The following is a 20,014-nucleotide window of genomic DNA, read 5'->3' on the forward strand; positions in this document are numbered from 1 at the left end:
TTTTTAAAGATCTGCATTAACGCTTGGTTAATGTTCGTTGTCGTTCGTGACAACGGAAATGCATTATAGACTTTTTTTGAAAGCTGTCAAACTTTTTTTTATGATTTTTATAAAATTTTTTTTTAAAGGCTTATTTAAGCTTATTTGACTGATACTTTTATAACAACCTTTACTACTTCCTCGCTGTTCTTATATAAAACTCTTGGCTGATGAGCCTCCTCTGGGGGAACAACAACAAGATCACCTGGTCTTAAGGTAACCTGCGTATATACATTAGGCATATTGTAAAAATACAGATCATCGTTTGGATATGATTCAGTTAATGTGCAGTCCTCAACATATGCCTGACCAAAACTTTCATAGCCTTTTGCAATATACTGAATGTCAATATAATCCTTGTGTGACTCAAATTTTGCATCTTCAAATTTTATTGACTGATAGCGCTGTACAATTGCAAATACACCATCTGTAATGTCATATCTGCCATCTTCCATATTCACTGGATCATGATTGGAAAGCCAGTTGTATGCTTTTTCAAATTTTTCTGACAGGTAATTGTATTTTGTTACTAGTTTTAATGAAGTTGCTAACATAAAAGCTCCTATAAGCTATAGCTCATATATTTGATTCCATCAAGAGAATATAAAGAGATATCCTCCTCACTCATTATAGCAAAGCCCGCTTTACTACCACCTTTAGGCAATGTAATGGAACCTGGATTAATATTTACAACGCCAGAATCTTTATAGAATATTCCTGAAACATGTGTATGACCTGATAGGACAATATCATTGTGTTTCAAGCCTATTTTCTCAATCTGTTCTAGAGTTTCTATCTTATGCAGATGACCGTGTGTCAAAAATACCTTTCTTACTCCTGATACTGTATTTAAAAGAACATATCCGTAAGAAGCGTTGCATGGGAAGGAAAACACCATAGAATCAACTTCACTGTCACAGTTTCCTCTTACAGAGATAATCCTATCTTTATACTGATTGAGAATTTCTCCAACTGACATCGGATCATAGCTTTGTGGGACTTTGTTACGAGGGCCGTGATTTAAAAGATCACCTAAAAGAATAATATAGTCGCATTTCATGGATTCAAAAAATAAAAGAGCTTTTTTCAACTCCTCACATCCACCATGAACATCAGAAATCACTAAATACTTCATTTGCTTTTCCTTATCTATTCAGGTCAATTATATACAAAATCAGCTTTTTAGAATGTTTGAAAAAAATATAAATCAGAATTTTTTTGTTTAAAATCTGAGATAAATAACAATTCCGTAAACGTTTGTATTCTATATTATAATTATAGATATAACAAACAAGGATGTATTATGTCAGATATTAACTCTTTAATTTTACAAGGAAAATGCTCTCTTGGCATTGAATTTGGTTCTACAAGAATCAAAGCTGTTTTAATTGACCCTACAAATTTTGCACCAGTCGCTCAAGGCTCACATGAATGGGAAAACAGACTTGAAAACGGTTTGTGGACATATCATATTGACGATATCTGGGGAGGCTTACAGCACTGCTACAGTGAGCTTGTAAAAGATGTAAAGGAAAAATATAAAGCAGATCTCAAAGCTGTTGCATCTCTAGGTATTTCAGCTATGATGCACGGTTATATGGCTTTTGATAAGGATGATAACCATCTGGCACAGTTTAGAACATGGAGAAATTCTAATACAACAAAAGCCGCTGAGATCTTAACCGATACTTTCCAGTTTAATATTCCTGAAAGATGGTCTATTTCCCATCTTTATCAATGTATCCTTGATAAGGAAGAACATGTAAAAAATGTCGCTTTCTTCACCACTCTTGCAGGTTATGTTCACTATAAACTCACAGGGCAGAAGGTTCTTGGTATCGGTGATGCAGCAGGTATGTTCCCAATAGATTCTTATACTAAGAACTACAATGAGAAATATCTAATGCAGTTTAATGAAATTCTTGCAAAAGAGAATATGCCATATAAACTTGAAGAACTGCTACCAAAGGTATTATGTGCTGGCGATAATGCAGGTACTTTTACAGAACAGGGAGCAAAACTGCTCGATCCTACAGGCAATTTACAGCCAGGCTGTATTTTATGTCCACCAGAGGGTGATGCAGGAACTGGTATGGTTGCAACAAACAGTGTTGCTGTACGCACTGGCAATGTGTCAGCAGGAACCTCAATCTTTGCAATGGTTGTTCTTGAAAAGGCATTATCAAAGCTTCACAGAGAAATTGATAATGTGACAACTCCAGATGGTATGCAAGTTGCTATGGTTCATGCAAACAACTGCACATCTGATCTTAATGCATGGGTCGGATTATTTGCTGATTTCTTAAAGGTTGCAAACATAAAGATGGATATGAACACCCTGTTCAAAACTCTTTATGAGGAAGCTTTAAACAATGGAGCTAAAGATTGCGACGGTATCATCAGCTATGGTTATTTCTCTGGAGAGAATATAACATCTGTTCCTGAAGGAAGACCTCTTCTTGCAAGAATGCCAAATTCAAACTTCAATATCGCAAACCTGTTTAGAGCTAATCTGTACACATCTTTAGGTGCAATCAAGCTTGGTATGAATATCCTAAAATCAGAGCAGGTTAAAATCGATAAACTACTAGGTCATGGAGGACTTTTCAAAACTCCAAGAGTAGGTCAGTCAATTATGGCAGATGCACTTAATACACCTGTATGGGTTATGACTACAGCAGGAGAAGGCGGTGCATGGGGTATTGCAGTTCTTGCAGCATACAGTGTTCAAAACACAAAGAATGAATCCCTATCAGAATTCCTTGATAACAACGTATTCAAGGATGCTGTAGGGGAAAAGATTGATCCTGATAAGGCAGGTTCTGATGGATTTGATAAATTCCTCGAAAGATATGTTCTCTGTCTTGGAATTGAAAAGCAGGCTGTATCTTGTCTTAAAAGATAAAATTTAAAATGACAAAGGAGCCAAATTTGGCTCCTTTATTTAATGAGGAAGTTTAAAACTTCCTCTTTTTGTATCATACTACTCTATTGAGGCTTTGATTTCTGCTACAGCTTCATCTAAAGCATCTTTTGCAGTTGCTTTCTTAGAAAGAACCTTTCCAATAGCCTTATCCATTGGGCCCCATACGTTACCCATCTCAGGAATTGATGGCATTGGCTCGGCATTCTGAGCCTGAACTGCAATAGCATTTGCAAAATCGTCATTCTCAATTAAAGGATTCTTGAAAACAGATTTTAAAGGAGGAAGCTCCTGAATCTGCTCATATCTGTTAAGAGCATATTTTTCCTGATTAATAAAACGCAGGAATTTTTCTGCTAGATCTCTATCCTTACATGATTTTGAAACTACATATCCTCTAAATCCTAAGAATGGGCACATGTAATTTCCGTTTGGAAGCTTTGGAAGTGGAGCTACACCATAATTGATACCAGATTTTGCATAGCCGTTAAACTCCCATGGACCTGTGATAACAGCAGCAGCCTTACCTGATGTAAACAGACTATTGATATGACCGAAACCATCAGGACCTAAAACAGAAACAGGAACAACATTCTGTACAAATTTGTTAAGATACTCAAGTCCTTTGATGGCACCTGCGTTGTTTAGACCAATATCATGGGGATTGTAGTTTCCTGCTCCATCCTTGCCGAAAACATAACCACCATTTCCTCTGATGAAACCGTAAATAAAGTACATAAAGTCCCACTTACCTATTACACCCCACTTACCTTCCATTTTTTTAGCAGCAGAGAAATTGTAATAGTCTTCCATTGTTTCAAGAGGATATTTAAGTAGATCCTGATTATAGAAAACAACCATTGTTTCAACTGAGCGAGGGCATGCATATATCTGTCCGTTATATGTAAAAGCATCAATTGACTTATCAAGATAAAGTGAAGAATCTGAACTCATGAAGCGAAGTGGCTGAATCAGTCCTTTCTGAGCTGAAGCTCCAAGACGATCTGCAGGAAGCATTAAAATATCAGGAAGATTTTTAGTGCCACTGTTTAACATTTTCTCATATTCATTTACATGAGAAACGTAATCACTGTTAGTGACACGAACAGTACAGTTGTATTCTTTCTGGAAATCTTCAACAGCTTTTGCAATGCCATTGTCTTTATTTAAATCTTCCCAGACTACAAGCTCTTTTGCATTTACACTAGTGCCTGCAAAAAGAACAACACCTGAAACTAAAAGCAGTTTTGACAACAGATTCATAGCGCCTTCCTTATGTTGTTACAATTTAAAATTCACCCTCTGAAACTGAATCAAATTTCTTATGTGCGTTCATAAGAATATATTCTTCAGTCAAATCAGTTTCATATAATTCTTTTAATGCTTGATCCATACATTCCCATATATATACCATCTTTGATGATGATGGCATATTCACAGAATTAACGGTCTGAACAGCAATTGCATTTACTAAGATATCGTCTGATAACTTTGAACTCTTTAATACAGATACAATAGGAGGTATTTCTTTTGTTATCAGATAACGATTTTCAGCAACCTCTGTTGAATTTAAATAACGCAAAAGATTCTCACATAGCTGTGCATTGTGTGAAGACTTTAGAATTGACCAGCCTTTTACACTTAAAAATGGAGTGAGTGCATTACCGTTTGTCATATCTGGAAGTGATGCAATACCAAAATCAATTCCTGATTTCATGTATTTTGAAAGATTCCAAGGACCATCAATAACAGCATCGGCCTTTTCTGAAACAAATAAGTTGAATAACTCATCGAAAGCATCTTGAGGATCTGATGGAAGTGTAGGAAAAATCCCATCACTGTATATTTTTCTTAAATATTTAAAAGAATTAACCGCACCTTCATTATCAAGGCCATATTCTTCATAATCCTTTATAGCATCGTTATGGTTTTCAAATACATATGCACCATTTGCAGCCATTAAAGGGAATATTGAATAGAACTGAGAATAATTGAATATGAGACCATATCTACCTTCTGCCTTTCTTTTTAAAGAAAGTTCATGATAATCATCACAGGATTCTAAAGGCATTTTAAGATATTTTTTATTGTAGTATACAACCAGTGTCTCTATTGCCTTTGGAACACTATAGCAATTACCATCAAATGAGATAGCACTTATTGCATTGCTCAGATAGTTAGGAGCATCTACCTGCATGAACTGGATAGGTGCAATTAAATCAAGTTTATGGGCTTCAGCAACACCATCTGATGGAAGGAGAATAATATCAGGTTTTGTGGCATTAGGTGGCAATGCTAAAAATCGTCTTACCTGATTGTGCAAATCAACGGGCTCAAAAATAACATCACAATTGTACATTTCCTCAAAAGGCTTTACGCTATCATTTAGAAAGTCAACTCTCTGAGGATCATCCCAAACTCTAAGGACTGTTCTCTCCTGCGAATAAACTACCGAAGACATCAATAAAGCTGTTAGATAACATACAATCTTGCTTTTCATTAGCTATTTTCTGAACCCCAATTAGTAGTGTTGTTACTGCATTCCAGCTCTGAAAGCCTCAATCTGGTAATTTATGTGCTCGGTAGCTGTCTTTAAACCATCCTTAACACTCTGTCGTCCTGTGATTATGGAATCAAAAGCAGCATCAATAGGCCCCCAAACCTCTGACATTTCAGGAACTGAAGGCATTGGAACCGCTCTACTTGCCTGAACTGCAATAGCATTTGCAAATTCATCATTTGTAATAACAGGATCAGCCATTACTGCTTTTACAGGAGGGATTTCTCTTGTTTCCTGGTATCTTATCTTTGCGTATTTTGGCTGATTTATATAATGTAAGAATTCTTCAGCAAGATCATGATTCTTTGCCCATGCTGAGATAACATATCCTTTAACACCAAGGAATGAAGACATAGGCTTTCCGTTTGGTAGAATCGGCAAAGGAGCAACACCAAAGTTAATCTTTGAATTTGAATAAGGCTCAAGTGCCCATGGACCGTTAATTACTGCTGCAGCATTGCCTTCTGTAAACAACCTGTCTACATTAGCAATTCCATTCTTGCCCCTAAGGTCTGGAGGAAAACAACCTGATGCAAAGAAGCTCTTTATAAACTCCACACCTTCTACGGCACCATCATTTGATAAACCAACATCGTTAGCATCAATGTTGCCATCTGGATCAGAACCAAACACATATGCGCCAAATGGCTGTATTGCACCATATGCGTAGTAAAAAGAATCCCATTTTGCCAACAAACCATATTTTCCATTATTCTCTGAAACAAGTTTCTTAGAATAATCAAAATAGTCTTCAAAAGTCAGCAAAGAATGCTTGAGGTAATCTTTGTTGTAGAACATTACAAGAGTTTCAACAACTTTAGGTACTGCATAGATTTCGCCGTTCTGTGAAAAAGCAGAAACAGCTGAGCGTATATATCTATCCTGCTCTTCTTGCATAAATTTGATAGGAGTAATCAATCCTTGCATTACGCCTGATCCCATTTTATCAGCAGGGATTAAGAAAACATCTGGACCATTACCAGTAGGGCCTTCTAATCTCATTTTATCTGTCTGAGTCAGAAAGTTTACTTCTTCTACAGTAACAGTACAGTCAAAATCCTTTTCAAAGTCAGCTACAGCCTGACTTGTACCCATGGACTTCTTATCGTCCTCCCAAACTTTCAAATGACACTTTTCTGCTGATAGTGCCTGAGTGGTAATAAGAGATGACATTAGGAATAATGCTATTTTTGTAATTTTTTTCATTTTATCCCCGCTGTAGGAACCATTAATTTGAATTGTGCAATAAGATTATTTTTTATTAAGCAGCTAGCTTATAAAGCCTATTAAATTAAAATACCTATACATATTATATCTTTAGTAATTACATGATTATCAATATCAATTTACAAATTTTGGTTGTTAGATCCCCTTTTATTGTTAATTATCAGATCACGGTTAACAAAAAAATCGAGAATTTTCATTAAAAACGTCGCAATTTTATGTTTCTTCCAATAATATGCGAAATCGTTGCTCTTGTTAAAAAGTTAATTATTTGTTTTTTAAACTCTTATTTTTTATCAGTTTATATTGATCTACTCTTCTAGGCCGCTAGTGTTCTAGCAGGTTTAATGTCAGCTCAGGCATCTGCAGCTGTTACTCCAGATGTTGCATTAAAGGGTGATGTTTCATACTTTCGTGTTGGCCTCTTTTCAAGAAACTTCAATAAGAATGCTGGTGATGTAGGTCGTTTAGGTAATGAAAACGATACCTTTTTAGAATTGGCTCCATCATTAACACTAGCTGAATTAGATGGTGTTGAGTATCGATTAATATCTTCATTTGCTATGAGTTCAGAATATAAAGGTGGCTGGGCTGGAACAAATAATCAGCGTGGTGACAGAGCATCACGAAACATGGAAAATGCAGGCAAATCAGACAACAGTGATTTAAAGGACTTCTCAAATTTATCATTTGGTTTAACTCAGGCTTATGTGAGAGTTACCGGTCTTTTAGATTCAGATAAAGATGCAGCAATCTGGGTTGGTAAAAGATATCAGCGTCAGGACTCACATGTAGTTGATGCTTTCTGGAGAGATGTTTCTGGTGATTCAGTAGGTATTGAGAATCTATCTGTAGGTTCTGGTAAATTCCGTGCTACCTGGGTACGCCGCGATGGTGAAGCTGTATTCACTAATAAGTATGATGGATATACTGCATTGGGCTGGGATGATACAAATAAGGTGGATTTAAGACCATCCAAGATTACAAACAATATTTTTGATGTTTCTTATGCATTCCCTGTTGGTGCTGAAAGTTTCTTAGACTTAGGCTATACCTTTATTGCACCACAGCGTTACGCTTCAGAGTATTCAAATTATGGTTACAAGATGAAGGATGAAGTTGGTAATTCTCACCTTGTTTTAGCTAGGTTAGATACTAAGTTATTTGACTGCGTAAACCACACTTCAGCTCTTCGTTATGTAAGAGGTTCAACTGCTGAAGGTGGCTTTGGTGCACATACTTATGGCGTTCACTCACAGGATGACAGCTCATACAATATCGATTTTATCAATATTGGATCTGTTAATTTTACTGATAGAATCGGCATGATGTATCATACATGGTTCAACTTTGCTAGAACAACCAATAATATTGGTGAGAATGACAGCAGAACCGTATCAAGATCATTCCAGTTAGTTTTACGTCCTCACTACAAGTTAACTAAGATGACCCGCTTAGTGTTAGAAGCAGGTATGAGTACAAAGTCAACTGCAACTGATGACTATTTAGCCAAGGAAGTAAAGGATAGAAATTCATTTAGCAATTCTCAGGCTCAGAAGCTAACTTTAGCTTACGCTATTACTCCTGATGCTGGCAATGCTTTCTCACGTCCTGAAATTCGTTTCTTCGTAACTTACAAACACTATAACGATTCTCACGTAGGTACTTATGGAAATGGCTTCAAGGTTGAAAATGTAGCAACTCGTAAGCCTGTTCAGTTATATGAAGGTCGTAAGACTGAGACATTCTTTGGTGCTCAAGTAGAAGCTTGGTTCTAGTATGTACTATTAAGAAATAGTCTTGTATAACAAAAGAGCGGCATAAGCCGCTCTTTCTTATGGTGAATTATAAGTGATATATTACCACCATGCTTCAACCTGTACACCAAACATATTATCTGATGTCATTCTACCTTCACCATTCTTTAACTCAGGAGCAGCACCGAATTCAGTCTGATTTAAAGAAAGGTTGCTTGATGTGCTGATATGTGAAACATAGAAACGAATCTCAGGACGCTGCCAGAAATCACCTGCATTAGGAGAAATAGCATATGCTAATGTATACTTAGCACCATGCTTTGATACCTTTGACTGTGCTTTGCCAACTTCTAAAGTACCATACTCCTTCTCATCAAATGCGCCAACTTCAGCAACGATCTTAGTCATCTTTGTTAATCTGTAGTAAGGACGAACTACAGCAGATACACCTCTGAAGTGATCACGTGACTTGGTTCCTGAATTATATGCATAAACGAACTGATGGAACATACCGAAATCTTCAGTAAAGTAAACGTTACCAAAGTTCATAAATCTCCAGCCCTGACCTTCATCATTATATAGTTCTGAGCTTGTACCATCTAAAGATGCATCTTTAGCAGAAGCACCTGAGAATGACTGTAATACAGTCTTGTTGAATCCACCTAATACATTTAATGTTAATTCAGCAGAAAGATTTAAACCATCCTTAACTTCTTCACCATCAGCCCAGGTAAATAGATCATTTGAACCATTCTTATCACGCTCTGCGTTTAAGTATGTTGCACCTAACTGAAGGGTTGCACCATCCCATACTGGGAAGCTATATCTTGCATCAAAGTTGTTGATACGTGATTTTGTTGGCTGATTCTTTGATTTTTTTGATTCTTTTGTTCCACCTTTTTCTGAATCCAATTCATATACAGTTTCATCAGTATAGCCATTCTGTAACTTTGCGTTATAGCCGCCATCATGACGAGTCCATGCTAGATTTAACTTACCTGAACCTAAAGTTAAATTATCAATACCTACACCATGACCTGAAATATTGTAGTAGTAAAAATCAGTGATATGAACGTCTTCACGATTTACATACTTTTTACCAACCCATAGAGTTGAATCTTTGTCTAAAAAGCCTTTAACCTGTGCATAGCACTGACGATTTGCAATGTTTGAATCCCAGTTATTTTCTTTACCGTCACCACTTACAGTAAACATGGTTGATACTGACCATACAGTGTCATCTACCTTAGCAATATCACCAGTAATCTGCATTTCGCCAAAAGTATCATTCTGATTACCTAGACGACCTACTTTCGTTGCCTGGCTACGAGTACCAAAAGCTGATTTTCCGTGCATAACACCAGAACGCATATAACCGTTGAACTCTGCTGGTGCTGCAAATGTCTGAGCTGACATTAAACCTGCTAGAACACTAGCGGCCTATATATGTAAGATCAAAATATAAACTTTTGATTTATCAAATGGATAGTAAATATAAATCGGTCCTATGTGCAATTTTTTAATTTGCAATTGTAGTTTCAATTCATATTATTTCAATGATCGAATGTTTTATCGTTGGATAAAAGAGATTATTTAATGACGCAGTATTCTGATATTGATCTTTCTTTTGAATCAAAAACCATTGCTATTTTTATTACTCTATCTTTAAGAGGCAGCGTATCTCCATAATGTTTTTTGATAATCTGTTCAGATGCTTGTTTTAGCAATAACTTAAGATCAGCTGTTGATTTTGCATATTTAAACTCAATTACAATTCTTGATGAATCAAATTCAATTTGAAGATCTGATCTTCCTTTTGAGCTATTGGATTCAGAAAGAATATTTAATCCGGCACCTTGAAGATACATCTGTATGTGACTTCTTAATGAAGATTCATCTTTTATTGGATACTTGTCATATGATATAGAATTTAAGATGGCATTGAACAAAGAAACAATCTCTTCTGCATTACCATCTATCAATGAATTTATTTGAATATTAGATATTGAAGGTTCAATTCCAAATGTCTTGAAATAAAGCAGATTTGACAAAGCCTTTCTTATTTCATTATTTGGAATTCCCAAAACGATATTTTTTCCAAGTTCTAGTTCTGAGTGTAATGTTAAATACCCAGTTTGGCACATCAAAACTGTTGGATTGATATCTAAAAGAGAATTTGGATTAGAGAATGATTCATGTGATATATAAATATCTTTATTTGAATATTCTGTAACATCTAGTTCATGGTTATCCAAGTAATTTTTCAGAATTGATGGAATACCACCATTATCAAACCAGTAATCACCAAACTTGATTTTTTCTCTATTAAATGATTCCTTGAAAAAATTATTGATTGACCATGTTGAAAAAACTTTATTTTCAAAATCTTCATCAAAGCAATAGCCATCATATTCCATTGCTAGTTTACTGACTAATCTATCAACATAATCAATTCTTACTGGATCATCTTTCTGCAATAATGAAATATCTTTGCCATATAGCTTTAATATGACATCATCAATGTAATCTTTGAAATATTCTATAATCTCTTCTTTTGTATAACCAACTATGTTTGAACATAGATTTTTATATGTTAGATCGATAATATCTGAACCTACAGAAAACAATGCTACATGCTTAAGTCTTGTAACACCAGTTACTGCAAGAAATCTAATGTGACCACCACCTTTTAAGGACGCATATAAACTTTTTAAAGTTTCTGAAAACTTTTCATATTGGGCTTTATTATTAATATTTCTTGTTAGCAAGCAATCATATTCATCAATCAGAACAACAATCTGCTTTCCTATAGGCATAGCTTCAAACAAAGCCTTTATATAGCCAGCTGGTGTATCAATAATCGGATCTATTGAAAAATTATTTTTTGATGCAAACTTTAAAATCTGATTTTTAAGACCAGATAAAAAGGATTCATAGTCAGATGAAATATAGTCAAGAAAATTAATTCTTAAAATAGGATAGGTTGGTTCATTCCACTTATCGTATATAAAAGTTCCTTTAAAATATGGATCTTTTCCTAAGCCAAATAGCGTTGCTATAGTATCCAGTGTTAATGACTTTCCAAATCTTCTTGGTCGAGAAAAGAATATTCTGCTGTAAGATGAAATGATTTTATAAATTTCATTGGTTTTATCTACATAAATATTATTACCACTTCTTAATTCAACAAAACTGTCTGATAATAAAATGGACTTCATACCAAATAACTCCAATGAATCTTTTCATAGAAGTATAGCCTATTTGTTAATATTTTTATATCACAGACATTCACAAATTTCATTCTCAAATATATATCCATGAAAACAAACAATTCATCAAAAACTTTCACTTAAGCAAGAAAACAACATTCATAAATCATAAATTCAGTTCTTTCTAAAATCAAAATTAAGAAAAATCAATCAAATAGAAATTACTGTAGAAGATATGAAAGCTTATATAGGCCGCTAGTGTTCTAGCAGGTTTAATGTCAGCTCAGGCATCTGCAGCTGTTACACCAGATGTTGCTTTAAAAGGCGATGCTGGTTGGTTTCGTGTTGGCCTCTTTTCAAGAAACTTCAAAAAGAATGTTGGTGATGTAGGTCGTCTTGGTAACGAAAATGACACTTATTTAGAATTGGCTCCACAAGTTACCTTAGCAGAGGTGGATGGTGTTGAGTATAGATTTGTGTCTTCATTTGGTATGGGTTCAGAATACAAAGGTGGCTGGGCTGGAACAAATAATCAGCGTGGTCCACAAGCAGATCGTGATCCAACAAAAAAGAACAGTAATTTAGGTGACTTCTCAAATTTATCATTTGGTTTAACTCAGGCTTATGTGAGAGTTACAGGTCTTTTAGATTCAGATAAAGATGCAACAATCTGGGTCGGTAAAAGATATCAGCGTCAGGATTCTTTCATTGTTGATAATAAATATCGCGATGTTTCTGGTGATTCAGTAGGTATTGAGAATCTATCTGTAGGTTCAGGTAAACTACGTGCAACCTGGGTACGTCGCGATGATCAAAATGTATTCACTAATAAGTATGATGGATATACTGCATTAGACTGGGATGCTAAAGACGGTGATTTAAGACCATCTAAGACTACCAACAATATTTTTGATGTTTCTTATGCATTCCCTGTTGGTGCTGAAACTTCATTAGATTTAGGTTATACTTTTATTGCTCCACAGCGTTATGCATCTGAGTATTCAAATTATGGTTACAAGTTGAAGGATGAAGTTGGTAATTCTCACCTTGTTTTAGGTAGGTTAGATACTAAATTATTCAACTGTGTAAACAACACAACTGTTCTACGTTATGTAAGAGGTTCAACAGCTGAAGGTGGTTATACTGCACATACCTATGACGTTCACTCACAGGATGACAGTTCATACAGTATTGATTTAATCAATCATGGTTATGCAAAGCTTACTGATCGAATTGGTATGCACTATCATACTTGGTTCAACTTTGCTAGAACAACCAATAATATTGGTGCTAATGACAGCAAAGAAGTATCAAGATCATTCCAGTTAGTTTTACGTCCTTACTACAAGTTAACTAAGATGACTCGCTTAGAATTAGAAGCAGGTATGAGTACAAAGGTAACTGCAAATGATAACTATGCAGAAAAGGATTTAACAAAGAAAAATTCATTTAGCGATTCTCAGGCTCAGAAGCTAACTTTAGCTTACGCTATTACTCCTGATGCTGGCGCTATATGGGCTGCCCCAATAATAAGATTCTTTGCTACATACAAGCACTATAACGATGATCATGTAGGTACTTATGGAAATGGCTTCAAGGTTGAAAATGTAGCAACTCGTAAGCCTGTTCAGTTATATGAAGGTCGTAAGACTGAGACATTCTTTGGTGCTCAAGTTGATGCAGCTTTCTAATAGAACTTGTTAAGAAATAGTCTTGTATAACATTAAGAGCGGCATATGCCGCTCTTTTCTTGATAGGAAAATCAAATTGATATGTCTAGCTGAATATTTGAATATTCTTGCTCTTCAACCTTCAAGAACATAATCATATACCATGGAATATAGTGAATTTTTTCAACAGATTCATAGTTACCTTGGCAGAAAACAAATCCTTTTTTAAGATCCCACTCTTCAATTTCTAGTATGTTGTTTAAAGCAGAGTGCATTTTATATGTTTTTCCTGATTTAATTTCTATCGGCAAAACATCTGGGCCTATTTGAACAACAAAATCAATTTCTCCATTTTTTTGTCTATTGTAATATCTTAAAGAAAATCCGTTTGCCTTTAATTGTTGAGCAAAAACATTTTCAAGAATTCCTCCCATATTAACTGAGAGATTTCCTTGTAGTATTTCAAACTGAATATTCTCTAGGCACATTGCACACAGTAAGCCCGTATCACACATAAATAGCTTAAATAAACGTCTTTGTTCACTGATTTTTAAAGGAGCTCTTAGCTCATTTAAGTTATAACAAGGCAAAGCGACACCTGCATCTGACAGCCAGACAAAAGAATCTTCATATTCTCTTAATCTTGCATTCCTATCTATGCTTGCTAAATTAAACCTTCTATTCTTCTGATCAAGCTCTGATGGTATTCTGTCGAAAATGTTGGTAACTTTAACTTTTTCCTTCGATGTATATTTGCTTATATCCTGTCTGTACAGATTCAGAATATCATTTTGAACAGCTATAACCTGTTTAATATCCTTGTGCTCTATAAATGTTTTTACAACATCAGGCATACCACCAACAATAATGTAATACTTAAACATGTTTATCATTTTTTCATGGATCAGATCGGTTGGTGGAATGCGTTTTTGGTAACAATCCTTAAGATAATCAAGGAGCTCCTTTTTAATGTTATTTGCGATACAGAATTCTTCAAAATCCATTGGATACATCTGAATGCATTCTTCAAAACCAACTGGATATGAAGGTACTGCCTTATAATTTACTCCAAGTAATGATCCTGATTCTATGTAATCATAACTGCCATCCTCAACAAGAAATTTTATTGCTGTTCTGGCATTTGGACATTCTTGAATTTCGTCAAGGAAGATTAAGGTTTCGCCTGGAATTAGTTCTTCATTAGTGAATGCAGATAAATTCATAATAATCGTCTCTGCATCAAGATTTCCACTGAAGATCTTTTTTGCATCAGGATGAGTAATGAAATTGAGTTCAACAAAACTTTTATAGTTCTTTTTTCCAAAAGCTCTAATAATGTATGTTTTACCGATTTGCCTTGCTCCTGTAATAAGGAGAGCCTTTTTCTTTTTACTTGCTTTCCAAGAAGTAAGTTGTTCTTCGACTTTTCTATACATTTAATAACCGTTATCACGTTTTTGAGTGTAGATATTCTTAATAATTTCACGTTATTCTAATTATAGAATACATTTATTTTCACGTTATATTAACGTAGAAAAATTTTTTTAATAGAAGAACACAATCTTTAAAAAGAATAAAAATTGAATTGGACAAAATGATCTACAAGAAAAAAATTCAGGATCTGTAACCCCCACGATAAAACATTCGATCATTGAAATAATATGAATTGAAACTACAATTGCAAATAAAAAAATTTAACATAGGACCGATTTATATTTACTATCCATTTGATAAATCAAAAGTTTATATTTTGATCTTACATATATAGGCCGCTAGTGTTCTAGCAGGTTTAATGTCAGCTCAGGCTTACGCAAATGGTGATGGTTCATTATTAAAAGGTAATTCATCATGTTTCCGTACAAGTGTTCACTCAAGCAAATTTGCAGGAACTTTATTTGATTTTGGTGGTGTTAACGATGTTGGTCGTTTAGGTAATGAGCACGATACATATTTTGAAATGGCTCCAAACTTTACAATTGCTGAAGTTGATGGAACAGAATGGGGTGCTGCTACCGCATTTGCTTATAAAACAGCTAATGAATCTGCAGTTCAGACTTTTGACGGTAAAGATGCTGTAATTGAATTTGATCAGGCTTATTTATATGTAAATGGATTCTTTGATTTTGATAAGGGTGCAACTTTATGGGTTGGTAAAAAGTACATCCGTTCAGATTCATTCTTAACCGATCAGTTCTGGCGTAATACTTCTGGTACAGGTGTTGGTATTGACAATTTATCAGTGGGTAGCGGTAAGCTAAGAGCAAGCTGGACTAAGCGTACAGGTAATGCTGATTTTACTTCAAATAACGATACCTATAAATATGATAAGTATCTAGAACAAGTTGATTTAGATAAAGCTGATTATGTAAATGTTACTGATGGTAAAGGCTATAAGTTAGTAAGCGTTGAAAAGGCAAAGACTGTAGAAATCAACATGTTTGACTTTGATTACAGTTTCAATGTAGCAGATGGTAAAAACTTAGATTTAGGCTATACATTAATCACTCCACAACGCTATTCTTCAGAGTATGCTTCATCAGGCTACTCTTTAGCTCGTGAAATTGCAAATAGCCAAATCTTTACATTAGGTTATAATCAGTCATTACTAGGTGGTCATAATTCAACTTACCTCCGTTTTGTTAAAGGTCAGACTGCTGGTGATGGCGGTTGGGGTGACTACACAGCATACGGTTATGCAAGCTCAAAGGCTTCAAGCAGCTCATGGGCATGGGATTTTATCAATCTGAGTGCTATCAAAATTACTGAAAACTTTAAGTTATATTCACATGTAAGAGGCTATATAACAGGTGGTTATGATACTGATGTTTCAGGTGGTTTAACACATGCTCGTGGCTTCCAGGTTGTAGTTCGTCCTGAGTACCAGTTAACCAAGATGACAAAGCTTGCTTTAGAAGCTGGTTTCATGACTCAGAGCAAGCAGAATGTTAACTCTAAAGATGATTCAAACAATCAGGCTCAGAAGGTAACATTAGCTTACATTTTAAATCCATTTGGAGCAAACCTCTATTCAAACCCAGAATTCCGCTTCTATGTAACATATAAGCATGCAGGTCACGATAATAGAGCATATGGTTCACTAAATGATATTACTAATGCATCTGTTATTGAAAAGAAGGATGGTAAGTTAGAGTCTGTATCAAGCGGTCTAAAGAGAACTCATGACACATTCTTCGGTGTTCAGGCTACAGCTTGGTTCTAATAGAACTTGTTAAGAAATAGTCTTGTATAATTAAAAGAGCGGCATATGCCGCTCTTTTCTTATGGTGAATTATAAGTGATATTTTACCACATTGCTTCAACCTGAGCACCGAATACAGTATCGTGACCTTTCTTTGCACCACCGATCGTATCTTCATCCTTTTCGTTGAATACATTTGTGTCAGCAGTTAAATTCATGTATGAAACATAGAATCTGAATTCAGGACGTGACCAGAAGTTACCTGCATCAGGATTAATAGCGTAAGCTAAAGTTGCCTTCTGACCTGCATGAGTTCTATGATCTGCCTTACCAGCATCATGCTTTAAGTACTTCTCATGTTCAACAAATGCACCTAACTCAGCGATAACCTTAGTCATCTTGGTTAACTTGTAGTATGGACGAACTACTAAGCCTAAAGTTCTCTTGCTGTCATAATCATTAGATGTTGAGTATGCAGCATTGAACTGATGGAACATACCGAAGTTTTCAGTAAACTGGCTTAAACCGATGTTTAATAAGCGGTAGCCCTGACCAGTAAAGCCTGCTACACCACCAAAACCTGAATTTGACTTGATGTCAGCAGTTGTTGACCAAGCACAGTCTGCTGATGAACCAGAGAATGACTGTAATACAGTCTTATTGAAGCCACCTAATACGTTTAAGGTTAATTCAGCAGTCAAGTTGAATGCATCTTTTAACTCATTATCCTTAGTCCAAGTGTATGAAGAGAACTCACCATTCTTATCACGCTCAGGACGTAAATATGTTGCACCTAACTCTACAGATGCACCATCCCATGCAGGGAATACGTAACGGGTATCAAATACATTTAAGCGAACTTTAACCTCTTTTTTTTCTGCAAACTGACCTTTTACAATTTCTTTAACGTTACCTGGTAAAGCATTTCCTTTATCGTCTTTCTCGTCAGCTTTCTGCTTAATAACATACTTATCTTTAAAAGTCTTATAGGTTGCATTGCCGTTGTCTTTTCTTGTCCATGCAGCTGATAATTTACCAGTACCAACATTTAACTGTTCAAAACCAACACCATGACCAGAAACATCATAGAAGTAGAAATCGCCAATATATGAATCTTCACGCTGAACGTACTTCTTACCAGCCCATAGAATTGCGTCCTTATCTAAAAGACCTTTAACCTGTGCATAGAGCTGACGATTTACAATATTACCTTCCCAGTTGTTTTCTTTACCGTCACCACCTACACAGAACAAGGCTCCAATTGACCATACAGTATCATCTACCTTAGCAATATCACTAGAGAATAGCATGTCCATGAAAGTATCGTTCTCGTTACCAAAACGACCTAACTGCTGAACATATGCCTTGTGACCATATGTTGACTTACCGTGCATAACACCAGAACGCATGTAACCACTAACGTCTACTGGTGCAGCCATAGCCTGAGCTGACATTAAACCTGCTAGAACACTAGCGGCCTATATAAGCGATGATAAGGTTAAGTAAATTTTTATCTAATTGAAATTATTGATTTTTTTTAAATTTAAAGAAGAATAAGCTCTGTTTTGTTGATAGATATGTTGTTTGAGCAAAAAAAACTATCAAAAATTAAACTTATTATGAAGATAGAATGTGGTAAATAATTGATTAAATCACATCATCTTTATATTAATTTTGGTAAGATATTTGATGAGGTTCTGTTATCTTGTATTCAAATTTCTTGGAGTTTATGAATGGGCAGCTATTTAAATCCTGATAATATCAAATTTCAGAGAAGCTTAAATTCTGAAATTTACGTGGATAAATCAGATTTAATCGCTATTCTAAACAAGAAAATACATTCAGATGAATGTTATATTTGTATAAGCAGACCAAGACGTTTTGGAAAATCCCTTACAGCAAATATGCTTTCAGCTTATTACGCAAAGGGCATTGATAGTTCAGATCTGTTCAAAAATTTAAAAATTTCTTCAGACAGTTCTTATCAACAACACCTTAATAAGCATAATGTTATTTTCATCAATATGCAGAATTTTTTATCTAATTCTAATTTTGATGTTAAAAAAATGCTAATTGATCTTGATAAAGCTGTTATCAATGAAATTCAATGTCTATACCCAGATATTGATCTTGAACAGTACACAAAGCTTAATCTTGCTTTAACTTATGTATATGATCAAGTAAAAGAAGACTTTATTTTCATCATTGATGAGTGGGACTGTATTCTTAGAGAAAAAAAAGAGGATACTACTTCTTTTGAAACTTATTTAGACTATTTAAGAACACTTTTCAAAGATCAGCCATATGTAGCTTTAGCTTATATGACAGGCATTCTTCCTATCAAAAAGTACGGAACTCATAGTGCTCTCAATATGTTTAAAGAGTACTCTATGATTTATCCATTAGACTATGCTTCATACATTGGATTTACAGAAAATGAAATAAAGCCATTATGCAATAAATATTCTGTTGATTTTGAACAACTCCAACAATGGTATGATGGATATATCTATGATAATTCAGAGCATATATATAATCCTAATTCAGTTGTTAATGCCCTGCAAAGCAAATGCTTTTTAAGTTATTGGACTAAAACTGAAATATATGAGGCTCTTCAATTCTATATTGATATAAATATGGACGGATTGAAAGAAGCTATCATAAAACTTATTGCTGGCAATGAAGTTTTGGTAGATACAACTGCTTTTCACAATGATATGTCAACTTTCAAAGATAAAGATGACATATTAACATTACTAGTTCATCTCGGCTATCTAGCTGTATCAAGACAGATTCAGGAAGAAGAGGGAGAATTTACTTACGTAAAGATCCCTAATAAAGAAATCAGATATGAATTCTTTAAATGTCTTAGAAAAAGTAATTCATATGTAGCAGAAGCAAATGCAATAACCGAATCAAAAAAATTGCTATCCGATATTTTGAACGGTGATCAGGACAGCGTTGCAAGAACACTGGATGTTTATCATCAGAATAATTCATCAATTCTCAAATACAACGATGAAAACTCTTTAGCTTGCATCATTTCAATATCAATGATTCATGCAAGAAATTACTATAATGAAATAAGGGAGCTTCCTGCAGGAAAAGGCTTTGCTGATATTGCATATCTACCAAAAGTTGGTGCTGATAAACCAGCACTAATCGTTGAGTTAAAATATGATAAGAGTGCTGAGTCAGCAATCAAACAAATCAAAGACAAAAAATATGCAGAATTTTTCAAAGACTATTGTGGAGATGTTTTATTAGTAGGAATAAATTATGATAAGACTAGTAAAAAGCATCAATGCATCATAGAAAAGATCTCCATGTAATTCATGCAAATCAAATTGAAGAACTTTGTACATTTTGTGCTGATAACTAAACAATTTTGGCAATAATAGAGCTCTTAATCAGAAAAAATTTCCTTTAAAAA

General features: G+C 34.8%; 14 protein-coding genes. 5 read left to right on the forward strand and 9 right to left on the reverse strand.

All coding sequences use genetic code 11. The annotated features are described in order from the left end of the window. Positions 1-140: 140 nt before the first annotated feature. The gene (locus J5V48_RS05235) at positions 141-593 is read right to left on the reverse strand and encodes a NanQ anomerase/TabA/YiaL family protein (protein ID WP_219937518.1); all 453 of its coding nucleotides are present in this window, start codon (positions 591-593) and stop codon (positions 141-143) included. Positions 594-601: 8 nt separating this feature from the next. Then, on the reverse strand, positions 602-1,174 hold the full coding sequence (yfcE, locus tag J5V48_RS05240) for a phosphodiesterase (RefSeq protein WP_219937519.1): 573 nt from the start codon (positions 1,172-1,174) through the stop codon (positions 602-604). A 168-nt stretch (positions 1,175-1,342) separates the two neighbouring features. Here yfcE and J5V48_RS05245 point away from each other — a divergent pair, with 168 nt between their 5' ends. After that, positions 1,343-2,944 carry a xylulokinase gene (locus J5V48_RS05245; protein ID WP_219937520.1) on the forward strand — a complete coding sequence of 534 codons (1,602 nt, stop codon included), beginning with the start codon at positions 1,343-1,345 and terminating at the stop codon, positions 2,942-2,944. Between the two features lie 78 nt (positions 2,945-3,022). Here J5V48_RS05245 and J5V48_RS05250 read toward each other — a convergent pair whose 3' ends face one another. The 3 genes from J5V48_RS05250 to J5V48_RS05260 are packed head-to-tail and all read right to left on the reverse strand — an operon-like array spanning position 3,023 to position 6,728. Continuing rightward, a complete protein-coding gene (locus J5V48_RS05250) occupies positions 3,023-4,225 on the reverse strand; it encodes an extracellular solute-binding protein (protein WP_219937521.1) in 1,203 nt (400 codons plus the stop codon). A 25-nt stretch (positions 4,226-4,250) separates the two neighbouring features. Then, complete coding sequence (locus J5V48_RS05255) at positions 4,251-5,462, reverse strand: sugar ABC transporter substrate-binding protein (RefSeq protein WP_219937522.1); 1,212 nt, start codon at positions 5,460-5,462, stop codon at positions 4,251-4,253. A 33-nt stretch (positions 5,463-5,495) separates the two neighbouring features. Further along, positions 5,496-6,728 carry an extracellular solute-binding protein gene (locus J5V48_RS05260; protein WP_219937523.1) on the reverse strand — a complete coding sequence of 411 codons (1,233 nt, stop codon included), beginning with the start codon at positions 6,726-6,728 and terminating at the stop codon, positions 5,496-5,498. A gap of 365 nt (positions 6,729-7,093) precedes the next feature. Here J5V48_RS05260 and J5V48_RS05265 point away from each other — a divergent pair, with 365 nt between their 5' ends. Further along, positions 7,094-8,524: a carbohydrate porin gene (locus J5V48_RS05265; protein ID WP_219937524.1), complete on the forward strand. Its 1,431-nt coding sequence runs from the start codon at positions 7,094-7,096 to the stop codon at positions 8,522-8,524. Positions 8,525-8,605: 81 nt separating this feature from the next. On the opposite strand, the gene J5V48_RS05270 is transcribed toward J5V48_RS05265, so the two are convergent. Beyond that, a complete protein-coding gene (locus tag J5V48_RS05270; protein WP_219937525.1) occupies positions 8,606-9,919 on the reverse strand; it encodes a carbohydrate porin in 1,314 nt (437 codons plus the stop codon). 173 nt (positions 9,920-10,092) lie between these two features. Then, positions 10,093-11,721, reverse strand: coding sequence for an AAA family ATPase (locus J5V48_RS05275; protein WP_219937526.1), 1,629 nt, complete (start codon positions 11,719-11,721; stop codon positions 10,093-10,095). 266 nt (positions 11,722-11,987) lie between these two features. Between J5V48_RS05275 and J5V48_RS05280 the strand changes: the two genes are divergently transcribed. Beyond that, positions 11,988-13,403, forward strand: coding sequence for a carbohydrate porin (locus tag J5V48_RS05280; RefSeq protein ID WP_219937527.1), 1,416 nt, complete (start codon positions 11,988-11,990; stop codon positions 13,401-13,403). A gap of 71 nt (positions 13,404-13,474) precedes the next feature. Here J5V48_RS05280 and J5V48_RS05285 read toward each other — a convergent pair whose 3' ends face one another. Next, positions 13,475-14,818 (reverse strand): ATP-binding protein, encoded by a 1,344-nt coding sequence (locus J5V48_RS05285; protein WP_219937528.1) that lies wholly within the window; start codon positions 14,816-14,818, stop codon positions 13,475-13,477. 356 nt (positions 14,819-15,174) lie between these two features. Here J5V48_RS05285 and J5V48_RS05290 point away from each other — a divergent pair, with 356 nt between their 5' ends. Next, entirely contained in the window at positions 15,175-16,602 is a 1,428-nt protein-coding gene (locus tag J5V48_RS05290; protein ID WP_219937529.1) for a carbohydrate porin, read from the forward strand. Between the two features lie 83 nt (positions 16,603-16,685). On the opposite strand, the gene J5V48_RS05295 is transcribed toward J5V48_RS05290, so the two are convergent. After that, a complete protein-coding gene (locus tag J5V48_RS05295; RefSeq protein WP_219937530.1) occupies positions 16,686-18,035 on the reverse strand; it encodes a carbohydrate porin in 1,350 nt (449 codons plus the stop codon). Between the two features lie 279 nt (positions 18,036-18,314). On the opposite strand from J5V48_RS05295, the gene J5V48_RS05300 reads away from it, so the two are divergent. Next, positions 18,315-19,913, forward strand: a complete 1,599-nt coding sequence (locus J5V48_RS05300; protein WP_219937531.1) for an AAA family ATPase — start codon at positions 18,315-18,317, stop codon at positions 19,911-19,913. Positions 19,914-20,014 lie beyond the last annotated feature (101 nt).

The sequence above is a fragment of the Succinivibrio faecicola genome, assembly GCF_019448115.1.
Lineage (GTDB): Bacteria > Pseudomonadota > Gammaproteobacteria > Enterobacterales > Succinivibrionaceae > Succinivibrio > Succinivibrio faecicola.